Source organism: Campylobacter sp. IFREMER_LSEM_CL1085 (assembly GCF_025772235.1).
Lineage (GTDB): Bacteria > Campylobacterota > Campylobacteria > Campylobacterales > Campylobacteraceae > Campylobacter_D > Campylobacter_D lari_D.
In genome coordinates this window covers 1-14,922 of record NZ_JAKMRU010000025.1, presented here as the reverse complement: position 1 = coordinate 14,922, position 14,922 = coordinate 1, and the positions used below count along the sequence as shown (strand labels likewise).

General features: G+C 25.8%; 14 protein-coding genes. 9 read left to right on the top strand and 5 right to left on the bottom strand.

Annotation, left to right across the window (positions count from 1 at the left end; genetic code table 11):
- From L8W56_RS08240 to L8W56_RS08230, 3 genes are all read left to right on the top strand, one after another.
- A partial coding sequence (locus L8W56_RS08240; protein WP_263659968.1) for a hypothetical protein occupies window positions 1–1,455 on the top strand: 1,455 nt, incomplete at its 5' end.
- Window positions 1,456–2,712 carry a hypothetical protein gene (locus L8W56_RS08235; RefSeq protein WP_263659967.1) on the top strand — a complete coding sequence of 419 codons (1,257 nt, stop codon included), beginning with the start codon at window positions 1,456–1,458 and terminating at the stop codon, window positions 2,710–2,712.
- 3 nt (window positions 2,713–2,715) lie between these two features.
- Window positions 2,716–3,768 carry a hypothetical protein gene (locus L8W56_RS08230; protein ID WP_263659966.1) on the top strand — a complete coding sequence of 351 codons (1,053 nt, stop codon included), beginning with the start codon at window positions 2,716–2,718 and terminating at the stop codon, window positions 3,766–3,768.
- Here the strand turns inward: L8W56_RS08230 and icmH are convergent.
- From icmH to tssJ, 3 genes are read right to left on the bottom strand one after another with little or no spacing between them, the layout of a single operon-like run.
- Window positions 3,763–4,533: a type IVB secretion system protein IcmH/DotU gene (gene icmH, locus L8W56_RS08225; RefSeq protein ID WP_263659965.1), complete on the bottom strand. Its 771-nt coding sequence runs from the start codon at window positions 4,531–4,533 to the stop codon at window positions 3,763–3,765. The two genes, L8W56_RS08230 and icmH, sit on opposite strands and share 6 nt — an antisense overlap.
- A gap of 8 nt (window positions 4,534–4,541) precedes the next feature.
- Complete coding sequence (gene tssK, locus L8W56_RS08220) at window positions 4,542–5,942, bottom strand: type VI secretion system baseplate subunit TssK (RefSeq protein WP_044598839.1); 1,401 nt, start codon at window positions 5,940–5,942, stop codon at window positions 4,542–4,544.
- A gap of 15 nt (window positions 5,943–5,957) precedes the next feature.
- Window positions 5,958–6,398: a type VI secretion system lipoprotein TssJ gene (gene tssJ / locus L8W56_RS08215; protein ID WP_147575446.1), complete on the bottom strand. Its 441-nt coding sequence runs from the start codon at window positions 6,396–6,398 to the stop codon at window positions 5,958–5,960.
- Window positions 6,399–6,492: 94 nt separating this feature from the next.
- On the opposite strand from tssJ, the gene L8W56_RS08210 reads away from it, so the two are divergent.
- From L8W56_RS08210 to L8W56_RS08185, 6 genes are all read left to right on the top strand, one after another.
- Window positions 6,493–7,767, top strand: coding sequence for a TssA family type VI secretion system protein (locus L8W56_RS08210; RefSeq protein WP_263659963.1), 1,275 nt, complete (start codon window positions 6,493–6,495; stop codon window positions 7,765–7,767).
- Window positions 7,768–7,840: 73 nt separating this feature from the next.
- Entirely contained in the window at window positions 7,841–8,326 is a 486-nt protein-coding gene (gene tssB, locus L8W56_RS08205; protein WP_263659962.1) for a type VI secretion system contractile sheath small subunit, read from the top strand.
- 12 nt (window positions 8,327–8,338) lie between these two features.
- Window positions 8,339–9,793, top strand: a complete 1,455-nt coding sequence (gene tssC / locus L8W56_RS08200) for a type VI secretion system contractile sheath large subunit (protein ID WP_044598842.1) — start codon at window positions 8,339–8,341, stop codon at window positions 9,791–9,793.
- A 3-nt stretch (window positions 9,794–9,796) separates the two neighbouring features.
- Window positions 9,797–10,189: a GPW/gp25 family protein gene (locus L8W56_RS08195; RefSeq protein WP_044598843.1), complete on the top strand. Its 393-nt coding sequence runs from the start codon at window positions 9,797–9,799 to the stop codon at window positions 10,187–10,189.
- A 1-nt stretch (window position 10,190) separates the two neighbouring features.
- Entirely contained in the window at window positions 10,191–11,918 is a 1,728-nt protein-coding gene (gene tssF / locus L8W56_RS08190; protein WP_263659961.1) for a type VI secretion system baseplate subunit TssF, read from the top strand.
- Window positions 11,915–12,826: a type VI secretion system baseplate subunit TssG gene (locus L8W56_RS08185; protein ID WP_263659960.1), complete on the top strand. Its 912-nt coding sequence runs from the start codon at window positions 11,915–11,917 to the stop codon at window positions 12,824–12,826. Before tssF ends, L8W56_RS08185 begins: the two co-directional genes overlap by 4 nt.
- Before the next feature lie 164 nt (window positions 12,827–12,990).
- Here L8W56_RS08185 and L8W56_RS08180 read toward each other — a convergent pair whose 3' ends face one another.
- Together L8W56_RS08180 and traN are read right to left on the bottom strand one after the other, a co-directional pair.
- Complete coding sequence (locus L8W56_RS08180; RefSeq protein ID WP_263659959.1) at window positions 12,991–13,743, bottom strand: hypothetical protein; 753 nt, start codon at window positions 13,741–13,743, stop codon at window positions 12,991–12,993.
- A 273-nt stretch (window positions 13,744–14,016) separates the two neighbouring features.
- On the bottom strand, window positions 14,017–14,511 hold the full coding sequence (gene traN / locus L8W56_RS08175) for a conjugal transfer protein TraN (protein WP_263659969.1): 495 nt from the start codon (window positions 14,509–14,511) through the stop codon (window positions 14,017–14,019).
- Window positions 14,512–14,922 lie beyond the last annotated feature (411 nt).

Below are 14,922 nucleotides of genomic sequence, written 5' to 3'. Positions count from 1 at the left end.
TATCACCTTAAAAACCTAAGCCACTTCATCTTAGAAAACAAAGAAAAAAATAAAAAGCTTATATTTTTTGACAATGCTTCATCTATGTCAAATCTTTTACATCTTTATGAGAACAATTGTGATATATTTGTTAAAGATGAGTCATTAATCGATATAGCTTTATTAGAACAAAACTATAATCTAGATTTTAATAAACTAAAAACAAGAGTATTTTTTTATGAAAAACTTCTTTTAGGCGCAAAGGAAGATGAAATTTTTTCTTTCAATGATGAAAAAATAAATTATTATCTTAAATATGATGAGAATAATTTATATGCTTTAAAAGATTTAAACATTACTTATGATTATTATCATTGTAAGATTAAAAACTATGTTTTAGCTAAAAATAGTTTAAATATAAAATTAGAACCTAAAAAGATAAGCAAGCGCTATGCTTATGATGATTTAAACCATCAAGATCTAAATTTAACCCACAATAACACTAACATTATAAACAACACTGCTACTTCAAATTACATCAGCCTTATCATACAAGATGAACATGGCAAGGCTATTGATAATGCTAGTATTAGTATAAAAGGGTATGATCATGAAAAACTAATCAAGCAAAGCGTATTAAAATTAAAAACTAATAAAGAAGGTAAAATAAGATTTGATAGAGAAAAAGACTTTAGTAATTGTCATAGTTTTAAAGTTAGATTAGAAGATAATAAAGCTTATTTAGCCAAACCCTTACAAGATAGCAAAAGAATATTTAATAATTATATCAATCATAAAATAGGACTTATACTTAGGTTTAAAAATAAAGATTATTTTAAATATGATGGTTTTTATTTATATCATTTTAAAGGAAAAGATTTAATATCTTCTTATATGGCAAGAAGTGGAGTAGCTAAAGCTGATAATTTAAAACCATCAAATAAACAAATTGCTTTTAGTTTTTATCAAGATATAAAAGATAAAACTACCAAGAAAAAAGCATATTTTTACTATGATGATGAAAGTATTAAAGATAAATTTGGAAGCTTACCTGAAGGAAAGTATTATTTTAAAATCAATGAGATTAATTACAACAAACAACCTGATTTTTTAAAAGATTATCCTTTTAGCATAGGTAAGACTTGGGGAAAGTATTGTGTTAGATTATACACAGATAAAGAATGCTCTAAAAGTTTTAAAGAAATAGAAATTTCAAATCCAAATAATGAAAAAGAAAAAAGCAAGAATAAAGAAAGTATGAGTAAGGGGGATTTGTATCTTTATAACATTAATGAAAAGGGAGAATTTGGTAGCAATGGTAGTATAGGAATAGTTAATGGAGTATTGTTTGAAGATTTATTAAAGCATTTAAGCTATATTACAAATGAAGAAGAATTGCTTTGCGAATTAGAAGTTAAATACCCCCAAAAACGAAACAATAAAATTGTATTTGCAAAAGAAATAAAGGATAGATAAATGAATAGCATAAACTCTAAGGAAATATACGATCTTAAAGCTCCGTTTGCACCAGGAACATATATAGAACTTTTCTTAGAGAATAACGACGATATACAAAGAAAATGGGGTTTTTTTGAATGTGATAGTCAAGCTAAAATGCAATTATTATTTGTATCGGATGATTATTTGCAAAGTTTTGATAGTTTTAGTACTTTAGTTGATATTGATGAAGATGGAGAATTAGAGTGCAATGATGATTACAATGCAACTTTAATTGAACAAGAAAATACAAATAAAATTGGCTTTTCTCTTCCTCTTTATAGAACAAAAGAAACTAAATTTGAAAAATATTATATTGTGGTATTTGCTTATGAAGGCGAAATGCCGACTTTACAAGATCCTTATGTGATCATTGATATGAGTTTTAGAGTGGGTATTGGAGAAGATGATAATGTTGCTAATGGTGTTAATCTTGCAAATTATCCCAAAAATATTCAAGAATGGAACCAAATATCACACATACAAAGTGTTTGGGATGCTGTTAAATTTTTCGAATGTCTATCTAAAAAAATAGGTGATACCTTTACTATTATGAGAGAAAATTTCTTTTCATTCTGTAAAAATAATCCTCAAATAGCAGGAAAAATTGCTTATATTTACTATAGATTTGACCTAGGTAGTCAATCTTTCATAGATAGCGTGGAAAATGATTTCAAAGACTATCAAAGAGATAGAGATTTTTATTTTCAAACTTGTAAAGATGTTTTGCTAAATTGCCCTATAGAAAAAAACAATCCTAAAACATTGAAAGAAAAATATGATGAATTGATGCAAGGTAAAAAATTGGATATAGCAATTTATAAAAATTTAATTAGTAAGATTGCAACCGCTATATGTGAAAAATTAGACTTAAATTTAATAACAAAAAATGGTGAAATAGATTTTTTCCAAGGAGACGAAGAAGAATGGGGAGAATATTACAAAAGACGCATACGTGTTAATGAAAATAATCTACATGATTTAAAAGAAATAATAAAAACTATGATTCACGAGATTAGACATTTTTATGTTGAAACTTATTATTATCCGGGACAAGGTATTTTAAGAGGATATTTGTTTTATGCACATGGATTCTCTATAAGTGATGATTATAAAATTTTATTTGATGGCTTTTATAAATTTGATGACAAAGAAAGGCAAGAAAATGCTTACGAAATACAACCAAATGAAAGAGATGCAAGATTTGTCGAAAAAATAATAGATTTTCTAGGCTAAAGAATGAAAATTAAACTTCCTGATTTAAAAAAATATGCTTTTAACAATAGATTAGATAAAACCATATATCTTGGCATAGAAACAAATATTTTATGTGTTGAAGATAGAATAAACGATATTTCAAATTTCTATAGTAGTAAATATAATAAAAAAATTAATGATTTAACCGCTATTTTATATATAGGAAAGGTAATATTTCAAGAAGAAAAAAACAACTTGTTTCCAAAATTTATAGCAAGTAATTTTGATATTAATTTTGAAAAATTAAATAATTTTTGGCTTAATGAAATAACAAACAACAAAGTGCAATATTTCAGGCAAAATAACAATATAATCTTATCCAAAGAACAAATTTACTCATATTTTGATGATTTACATTCCAAAAACATTAACTTAATTAAAAATTATTTTAATAAAATTTATGAAAATAGTGGCATTACCGCTTTAATCTATGACAAAAACAACCATAAAAACGATATATTAAATCAACTTGATACACTATCTAAACAAGATTATAAAATTACATTTAGCGATGAGCTTTTTTACGAATATTTAGTTTGGAGTCTAAATGACTTTTTAATTCCATATTTTTCTGGTAAATTTCAAGATGAAAATGAATTACTTTTTAATGCCGGTGCTTACACTACATATAAAGAATTATATCAAAAACAAATCAATCTTATACCAAATCCTTACTATGGAGAAAATTCTAATATCCCTTTTATTGATTTTTTCTATACCAATATAAATCCATTAAAATATGGGGTGGGTTATATCGAAGGTTATTTAAAATTTTTCAAACACTATCCAAATTCAAAGTTCCTTAAAAAAATGCCTCCAATAAAAGGATATAAATTTTATAGCCCTAATATTAACCATGATGGTAAAATTTTATCTTCAAATAAAGGAAAATTTTATTTTTCTCTAGCTGAAAATCCTCAAATTTTTATTTATTTTTTTCAAAAATATTACCCAAAAATTTGTAATCTTCCAAAACATTGGAACGAAATTATGTTTCAAAAGTTAAAATTAAACATTCCAAACGAAGAGTTATAATTTTTCTATATTCTTAATCAAACTGCTAATATTAGAATCGATTTTAATATTATGAGTTTGTAAATCAAAAATTGCAAAAATAAAAAAACCTAAAATACATCCAATAGGTATAACAACTAACGTAAATTTCATAAATCTGCGTTGAAAATACTGCCAAAATTTTTCCCTATTAGCTCCATTATAAGCCTTATCAAAAGCTGTCTCATCTGTTAAATTTATAAGAGGAGTTAAAGCCGATGCTATATTATTACAAAGATAAATAATTTTTTCCTCAACATCTTTTTCATGAGAATATTTTCCTCTATATCCTAAAATCAAGCAAACATATATGAATTCCAAAAAATCCTTGTTTTTGGATGGATTAGACAACCAAGAAAGCGCTATATCGTAAAAATTATCACCACCTAGAGTCTCATCAAATAACCTCACGGTTAAAGTATGATTTGCCCAAGAGCTATTAATAAATAAATCATTTTTCATTAGACTTTCATCTATAAATACACATAAACAATATCTTAATTTTATAATATCTTTCTCATCATACTCTTTAAAAGTACTTAATCTTGAACTCCAAACCAAAATTTCATTCACAAGCTTTTCTTTTAAATTCTCTATATAAGCAGTATCCAAAGAATGAACCTTAGATAATCTATAAACAAGTAAAAGAATTTCCAAGCAATTATCAACAACTTTATTGATTTCTAAACCTTTTAAATCACTTTCTAAAAGCAAAGATCCTTCTTTAAAATGTGATTCTTTTTGCATATTACTCCTTAAAATACAGCCCACATTTTTATATCAGGGTTTTTTATATTTGTTGTTAGATATAAACTTATAACATTTTCACCCTTAAAGTATTTAAACAGCTCATCTTTTTTGTCTAACTTGTAATAAATATAACCATTTAAATAAGGTATAGAAGATGGAATATTTGAAATTTGCTCTATGTTTATCCCTCGTAATTGTGTTGTTACTATACTTTTTATCCTACTTTGAGTATGAATTTTACTTTGAGTTTTAAAATTATATAATAAATACTCATGATTAACATCAGCACTAATAGCTAAAAATAATTCACCCTCTTCAATAACCGTAGGATTGTCAAATAACAAATCATAAAATCCATTGTTATTGTCAATTACTTGAGCCATAGTATATTTTGGAGAAGTTATTTTTGCAAATAAAACTCTCAGTTGATTAGTAAGTGGTAAAAAAGTGTTAGTCAAGTCATCATGATTATATACTATAAAATCAGAAAAGGAGCTTTCAGTACCAAAAGCACTAAGATCTCCTTGAAAATCAACTAATTTTTCATATAAATTTTCAGGATGTATTTTATCTTTATTGATTATATATGAAAAAATAAAATACCATTTTTTTAAAAGATTAAGCGATAAATATGTACTAAAATCCAAGGTGTTTTTAGTTTGATCTATACCCTTAAATACTTCAGTGAGTATTTCTTTATGCTGTTTAATTGAATGCGAAATTTCTTCTAAAAATGATTTAATATACGAAGATTTATTTAAATCTAAACAAGTGGGTATAAAACTTTCATCTAACTCTATTTTTTTATTTAAATCAATATTTTTGATTTTTGCTATAGGAATTTCAAGTTCATCTGGAGTTTTACTACCTAAAAAGCCCAATTTCAATCTTAAACTAGCTAAAGTAATGCTTATTTTTTCTTGAGAGAAAGTAATATTATCATTCTCATATTCATCTTCCAAATCAGTATGTTTAAAAACATCATTAGTATTATCATCATATATTCTTGAAGCTACAACACTTCTTAAACTAATGTATTTTGAATTAGGTATATTATTGTGTAAAGATATATCTGCTATAGAGGATAAACCCATAGGAATTTTAATAACAATAATAGAATTTACCAAAGAATCATAATTAACTTCCAAAGGCTCTGGAAGCTCATCTTGTTCTGGCGCATTAAAAATGCTACCATCTTTAGCAATTCCAGAAATTCTTTTAAGTGCTATTTTTCCTTGCATTAACATTTCATTGGAAAATTCTAAATCAATTATTCCATATAAATTATTGAAAGTTGAAATTGTCTTAAGATTAATATTTCTTTCAAAATATCGTTCTTGTTGCTCAAAATGAATTTTATCAATATTTAGCCCATTAAACCAAGCTACTTTTAGCTTATCTGCCATTATATTTTCCTTAGATTAAATATGTCTAATACCATCTTTTGTTATTTCAAATTTTAATGTTTTTTTAGTTCCAAAACCATTAGCATCATCTGTTTTTGCCCAAATTTTTGTTACCTTTTTAGTATTATTTGCAAATAAAACCAAAATACCAATATACGGCACTTCTTCATCTATAACTTTAAAAGCAATAATATTATCTTTAGGGGCAATTTGTAGTCTAATCGAGTCAATTTTATCTCTACCGAGTATAGCATCCTCTCTATTAATCAGCTCTAAATCACTAGCCTTTATAAATTTATTTACATCTTTTAGTTGATACACAATAACAGTCAAAGGAACATCATCATTTCTACTATTTAAATTAGAATTTTTTATATTATCAATCTTTACACTTACAACACTAGAGCAAGAACTTAAAAACAACCCCATGAGCAACATAACAAAAATTTTTCTCATTCCCATCCTTAAAAAAATACTTAAATAAATAACACTATAATTTTATTTTTTATTATAATTAAAAAAACTTTCAATAGTGCTTAGGAGATAAAAAATGATTTTCTGTGATCATTATGAAGAAAATTTAGAAAACTTAGAGATATTTCATTTACTTGAAGAAGAGATGACAAAATACAAAACATTAAATCATGAAAAAATACAATGGGATAAGGTATATGAATACTCATTAGATATTTTACAAAACAACTCGATGGATATGAAAATTTTCGCTTACTTTTCTTTATCATGTTTAGCATTAAATAACGAAGAGTGTTTTAAAATATTTTTAGAAATAATAATTTTTACAGAAAAATTATTTCGAGAAAAACCTGAAAATATAAGTAAAACATCTTCTATACTATTAAATCAAAAAAAGAAATACAAACAAATTGTTGAAAATTTTATTAATGAATTTAATAAAAATTCACCAAAATGCTCACAAGTCGCAGCTAAAAGTTTAAATGAGTATTTTGAAAAATTACGCGAAATTTTAAATTGTAATTTTGCAAAATTAAACATTAAAGAAGAAATAACTCAAACTAAACAATCACCTCTTAAATCTCCAGTGACACAAGTAAATATCGATATAAAAAACACAAAATTATCTAATCTTAGTGATAGAGAATACAGAACATTATTAAATAATCTAGCAATAGAATTACTAGAAAATAACATTGAAAATACCAATGCTTATTCATTGTTTGCAGAAGCAGCTTGGGGAAGATTAAAAACCCTTCCACCGCATTCAGATTTTGTCACTAAAGTAAGATATCCTGATAGAAATTTAATAAAATTACTATTAGATAAAAATACGAATGAGTTAGATCAAATAAAATGTTTTATCAACAACCTTTCACTTAACCCTTTCTGGATAGAAGGATTTAAACTATTTTGTGATTTTTTACATCATCATCAAAAAGAACACTCCTTGAAAATTTTAAATTTACTAACTTGCAATTTTATTCTCAAATTCAAAGATATTACCAAGTTAAGATTTGACAACGGCGAATTAATGTGTAAAGAAGATACATTTAATTATTTTGTAAAACAAAATCAAGAAACTAATAAAAAAACACTCACTACATCCGATAAAAATAAAAAAGTAGAACAAATACTCATTGAAATAAACAATGAAAATTATAATAATTCTTTATTTTGTAATATAAATTCTTTAATAGCCATGGCACAAGTTTTTGAAACAAACAATATGAAAAATAATGCAAAAATTATATACTTACAACTAGTTGAACTTATGGAAAAAACCTTATTAAAGGATTACTTAAGTGATGAGTATAATTATGCAAAAAACAAAACTAATAAAAAAATATAAACTTAGTTATTCTTTATTTAGTTTTATGTATAATTTAAAAAATAAATTTTAATTCAAAAAATAAGGAAGTAAAATGTCTGATGGATCAAGTGCACCAAAAGAACGCATAAATATAACCTACAAGGCAAAAACAAACGGGCAAAATGCAGAGATAGAATTACCTTTAAAACTTATGATAATGGCTAATTTAACAGGTAAAAATGGACAAAATTTAGAAGATAGGGAAGTTGTGTCTATCAACAAAATAAATTTTAATCAAGTTATGCAAAAACTAGACATCAAAACCCAATTTAATGTTAAAAATACTTTGGGTGGAGGCGCTGAAGAATTAGATATCAACCTAAAAATATCTAGTATGAAAGATTTTTCGCCTGATAATATAGTGCAACAAGTGCCAGAGTTAAATAAACTAATGCGCCTTAGAGAAGCATTAATGGCTCTAAAAGGACCTATGGGTAATATTCCAAATTTTAGAAAAGCTGTTTTAGATGCTCTAAAAAATGAAAAAACCAAAGAGCAGTTGCTTTTAGAAATCAAAAAAGAAAATAACGAAGAATAAAGGAAACATAATATGTCAAAAGATAAAGTAATTGATACTCCAATTATTGAAAGTATTATGGAAAAAAGCAAATATGCTAGAAATGATGAAAGCTATAGTATAGCAAAAAGAGGAGTAGCCGAATTTATTTCCGCAATAGTTGAAAGCGATAACATAGAAGATAAAATCAACAAATTTGCACTTGATGAAATGATTGCCCATATCGATGATTTATTATCAAAACAAATGGATGAGATTTTACATAATGAAGAATTTCAAAAATTAGAATCGACTTGGAGAGGACTTTTCTTCTTAGTAGAAAGAACTGATTTTAATGAAAATATTAAAATTAATCTTTTTGATATTACAAAAGAAGAAGTTTTAGAAGATTTCGAAAATAATCCAGACATCACCCAAAGTGTTGTTTATAAAAATATTTATTCTTCAGAATATGGACAATTTGGTGGAGAACCAGTTGGTGCTATAATTGGTGATTACCAACTAAGCACTACAAGTCCAGATATGACTTTTTTAAATAAAATGTCAAGCATAGCAGCAATGAGTCATTCTCCATTTTTAACTTCTTTAGGACCTAAATTTTTTGGTTTAGAAAATTATTCAGAATTAGCTAATATTCAGGATTTACAAAGTCTTCTCGAGGGTCCACAATACACAAGATGGAGAACTTTTAGAGAAAATGAAGATTCTAAATACACAGGATTAATGGTTACGAGGTTTTTGACAAGATCGCCTTATGATAGTGAAGAAAATCCCATCAAAAGCTTTAATTACAAAGAAAATGTTCACGCATCTCACAATCATCTATTATGGGGAAATTCAGCATATGCTTTCGCAACAAGATTAACAGAAAGTTTTGCTAAATACAGGTGGTGTGGTAGTATCATAGGACCAAAAAGCGGTGGAAGCGTAAAAGATCTTCCTACTTATTTTTATGAAAATTTTGGAAACTTAAAAGCTAAAATTCCTACTGAAGTTTTGATTACAGATAGAAGAGAATATGAACTTGCAGAAAATGGGTTTATAACTTTAACTCTAAGAAGAGACACCAATAATGCAGCATTTTTTTCAGCAAATTCTGCTTTAAAACCTAAAATATTTCCAAACACACCAGAAGGAAAAGAGGCTGAAACAAATTACCGCTTAGGCACTCAATTGCCTTATGTATTTTTAATTTCAAGATTAGCACATTATCTAAAAGTACTACAAAGAGAAGAAATTGGAAGCTGGAAGGAAAGAAGTGATATTGAAAATGGTTTAAACGAATGGGTTAGACAATATATTTCAGATCAAGAAAATCCACCAGCAGAGGTTAGAAGTAGAAGACCTTTTAGAGGGGCTCAAGTAAAAGTGGATAATATACCAGGGGAGCCTGGATGGTATAAGATTGGGTTGAGTGTTCGTCCTCACTTTAAATATATGGGTGGAAATTTTGAACTATCTTTAGTAGGTAAATTGGATAAAGAATAATAAATGTCTTTGTTGGATAAAATTATTCATTCATTGGATGAGCAATATCAAAATATCCCTTTTTATCAAAATGAATTTCAAGAAATAAAAAATAATATACAAGTTTTGCTTAATGCAAAACTTGATGACTGCTTAAGTGTTGAAGATTTTGGATTATCTAGTATGGAAAATCTAAATTTAAGCTCGACAGAACTTTGCTTGAACATGGCAAAAGAAATTCATAAACTCATAAGTAAATACGAAAAAAGAATTATAATTAATTCTATCACATATAATGATTCTTTAAAACCTTGGCAACTTTCATTTTTACTAAAATGTGTTTTTTGTAATGATAATTTTAAAGAATTTGCAATTGAAATTATATTTAAAAATAATCGATATTGCGAGGTTATCTAAAATGACACAAGATGATATACATTATTATCAAAAGGAGATTGCTTATCTTAATCATGCTCGGAAAATTTTTATAGATAAATTTCCCAAGTTAACCCCTTTTTTATCTTACGATAGTAAAGATCCAGATATAGAAAGAATTATTGAAAATTTAGCAATATTAACCTCTAAAATTCATCAAGAATTAGATCAAAATATACCCTATATTGCAGAATCTCTAATTAATATTCTTTCTCCAAATTACACCAACATTCTACCTTCTATGTGTATGCAAGAATTCAAATTTAGCGAAAACAGCAAACTCAACAGATTAATTATTCCTAAAAATAGTACAGTTAAATCTGTATCTATAGAAAAATGTGAATGTGAATTTAAAACAGTATATGATGTATATCTATATCCATTAAATATAGAGAATGTTTTTTTAGGAAGTGAAAGACAATATCATACATTAGATATACAACTTAGAGTTAGTAGAGAAGATTTAAACATAGAACATCTAGGTTTAGATAAACTAAGTATATACTTAGGGGATGATGTTTACACATCATCTACATTACTTTTTTATATGCATCAATATTTAGAAGAAATAAAAGTCATATCTCATGACACAAAAGAAGAATTTAAAATAAATACCCATAATATTAAAACTATGGGTTTAAAGCCAAACGAAAGTTGCCTATTTTATAATGACTTAGGATTTGAATCTTTTTCCTTGCTAAGAGAATACTTTTTTTTGCCTGAAAAATTTAATTTTATCTCAATACAAGGCTTGGATGTTTTACATGAGTGTAAAGGTAAATTAATTAGCATTTTTTTTAAATTTAATAAAACACTTCCTAAAAATTGTATTATAAAAAATGAATTATTCTCATTATCGACAACACCAATCATTAATATTTTCGAAAAAACAGCAGAACCTATCATCAATAATCACTCGAAAAATGGATATAGAATTTTTATCGATAGAACAAATTTAAATGCATATGATATAGTTCAAATAAAACAAGTCAAAGCACATAATAGCGACAGCGGGAGTAGAATTTTAAAAAATTATAAAAATTTTGAACGTTTTGAATTTATGCAAAATAAAATACAAGATTTTTACTACATTACAAATAAATCAAATTCCAAGCAAGATAACTTCAAAGAAATATCGTTTTTTTCCTCAAACAATACAAATGAAACAATCACAATAGATGTATTATGCTGTAATAAAAATTTACCGACCCGTTTAAAAATAGGCGATATCAATCTTATACCTTTTTATAAAGATGCTATTACGAAAAACATTACCATTCCAACGCCGATTAAGCAAGTTAAAACCAATGGTGATCTTTTATGGAAATTAGTTTCTATTTTGTCATTTAGTTACCAAACTCTTTTAACAAAAACATCCTTTTTTCAAGTTTTAGAAAGCTATAGCTTTCCCGATGATAAAACTTCTGAAGTAGTATGTCAATTACTTACCTCTTCAATAATTGACATACAGTCAAAACCAAGCTACTTAATTGATGAGCATATTACAAAAAAAGGCACTATGAGTATTATAAGTATAGATGATTCTAAATTTTATTCTTTGGGTGAAGTTTATAAGCTAGGATTAATAATTTCAGAATTTTTATCATCCTTTGTGAGTATTAATTCATTTTGTGAATTAAAAATTAAATGCATAAACTCAAAAGCGACTATACACTATCCTTTTAAAAAAGGAATTAAACCTATATTATGAACAATGCAAACTCTTATACCTTTTATAAACTTCTTAAAAAATTATTAAAAGATCATCCCAAAGAAGATATTTTTCTAAGGGTAAATAATGCCCTAATGCATCCTAACAAAGAAATCGAATATGTAAAATTCAATAAAAATATTAGTGATTTTCCCATTGAAATTATGATTAATTTTATGGGTCTACAAGGTAATACATCACAACTCCCTTCTTATATACTAGACAAGCTCTCTAGGAATGAGGATGGCGGGGATGGATGGAGTTTATTTTTTGATTTCTTCAATCACCATCTTCTTTGGATTTTTTTTGAAATTACCACTCTTAACAATTATCCAAAAAGTTTTGATATTAACTTCAACGATAGAATTTCTAAAATACTATTTTCTATGTTAGGTATCAATGACACAAAAATTGCAAAGAGATATCTGCCTTTTGCACCGTTATTACTAAGTTTAAGAAGACCTAAAAGTTATATTGAAAGAATTTTACAAATCACTTTTAATTTACAAAATCAATTAAATATTATAGAAAATATACCCCATCAAATTTACATAAGACACATACAATTAAATAAATTAGGAAGTAAAAATCATATTTTAGGAAAAAATCTAATCTTAGGAAAAAAATTTCTATCTTACCAAAATAAAATAGCTATTTATATAAAAGATATACACTATGATGAAGCTTTAAAATACTTTCCAAACGCAGAAAAACACAAAGAGCTTAAAGAAAGTATATTATTTCTAACTAACAATGAATTTTGTGTTGATTTATATCTTAAAATTATTTTTAATAAAAGAATGCTGTTTAAGCTAGGAGATTACTCTCACTCCAAATTAGGATGGGGTAAAATTTTAGGAAAAAAAATAAAAAATTACGAAATAATACATATTAAACTTCATGAATAATTTTTATATTTATCAAAATATATCATTTATTCATCTATATTAAAATCAAATACATAAGATCTGAATTTTTATTATTTAAACTATTGATATTATTAAATTTTAATAATACCCAATATTATGAAAATAACCATAAATTAACAACAAGCTTATATTAATCCAAAACTCTACTTCAATCTCACATTCATAATCATATTAGATAAAAAGATACTATCTTTATTAAAGCTTTTTAAGTTATATTCTAGTTTTAAGTATCTTTTTTGTATATCTTGCATTAAAGTTGAAAGATTGTATAAACTTAAACTTTCTAATATATTTATAAGCTCTATCTTACTTAAAGTATTAAAATCATTTAACAAGCTAAGATAATTACTTATAATAGAAGAAGAATTGATATTGTGAAATACAATTTTATTTTTTATATCTTCTTTAATAAAAAATTGATTATTTTTTATATAAAAATAATCTTTAAGATGATGATTACTTAATATTTGATTGTAAAAACTTAAAAGGCTTTCTTTGCTATTTAAGTCTATAAAATTTAAAAATATATTTTCTTTTAATAATACTTCTTGTAATTCTTTTAAGTTTTTAAAAGCTTGATTTATACTAGAAGTATTTTTTAAAGCATAAATGATATTATCATCTTTAGAAATTGTTCTATTTATATTATATTGCAATAAAGGATTTTTATAAAGTGTATCACTATTGATTAAGATATTGATATGAAAAGATTCTTTACTTTTATTAGTTAATTGAAGCAAAAATATAACATCTTTTATAACTTGTAAAATATCATTTGCTACTTCACCATAGCCCCAAGTAAAGATAATATGATTATCATCTATATTTGTAGCACCAAATAATAAAGAAGGTGCAAAAATTAAAGCACTAAGGAATAAAATGTAAAATCTTTTCATCAATTGTATTAAAGAAGTTAAAGAGTTTGTTTGATATAATTATATTAAGGGTGCAACGCCAAAGGGGCGCAACCCTTTAGCGTTAATTTACCGCCCAGAAGGGAGGTGAGTTAAATGCTCAACATTGTTCTAATAATTATACTCTTAATGCTTTGCTATGTCAAGGCTTATTGAGTATCCCCTGCTTTTGCAGGGTTTAGAACAATCCCTTTGGCTTTTACCAAACAAACTTTTAACTAAACTCTATCTCCTTTCTATAATTTTATTTTCTTTTTAATTAGTATGTTTTCTTGTTAAATTCTCAAGATTGCTTTCAATCTTTTCTTGTATTTTTATAGAATCAGCTTGTATTTTATCTACATCAATACTTCCAACAATATCAGCAATAAAATCACTTAAATCTATTTCACTAAAATCTAACTTTTGAAATTCTTCTGGAGTAAATCCTCTACAATCAGGACTTTTTGGAGAACCCCAACCTCTTCCAATTTGTGGGCGTCCTTGTTCATTAAATATTCTTGCTAATTTTGAATTAAAACAACAATGTGTTTTTTTATGCTGAATACAAGCTATGAATTTAATTTTTTTAGAGCAATATTCACCAACTTCTACACATCTATTTTGCTTATTGAGTTTTGCTAGCTTTTTTTCATCTTCTTTACAAGGTACAAGCCCTATAAATACTTTATCTTTATCACAGCAACCACCACCAGTTAAGCCAAAAAATTTGTCTTTAGAGCGACATCTATTATCTTTTTTATTAAAGATAAAAATTTGTCCTCTATAAGAACCATCATATTCCCAACCATTATTATTTTCATCATTAATACCAACTTGAGTATCTTCATCTTCAATATCGCTAGCACCTTCTATGCAAGGAAACGGGGAACATTGATACTTATTATCTGTTAAAACACATTCTCTTTCTTCATTAAATGGACATACTTTTCTATTTTTAACACAATTGTTTGCAGGTGGTATTGAAGCATTACAAGTATCATTAAAACTATCATTGTTAGAATTTATCGCTAGATTATCTAAGCTTTTGGAATGGTAATTTCAATAAACGATATGTTGTCACAACATATACTAGAAATCCAAAAGAAAGTAGTATATTGTGAAACTCAAAAAATTAGCAGATAAAATCACTCATTCAACTCCTTAATTTTATCTATATTA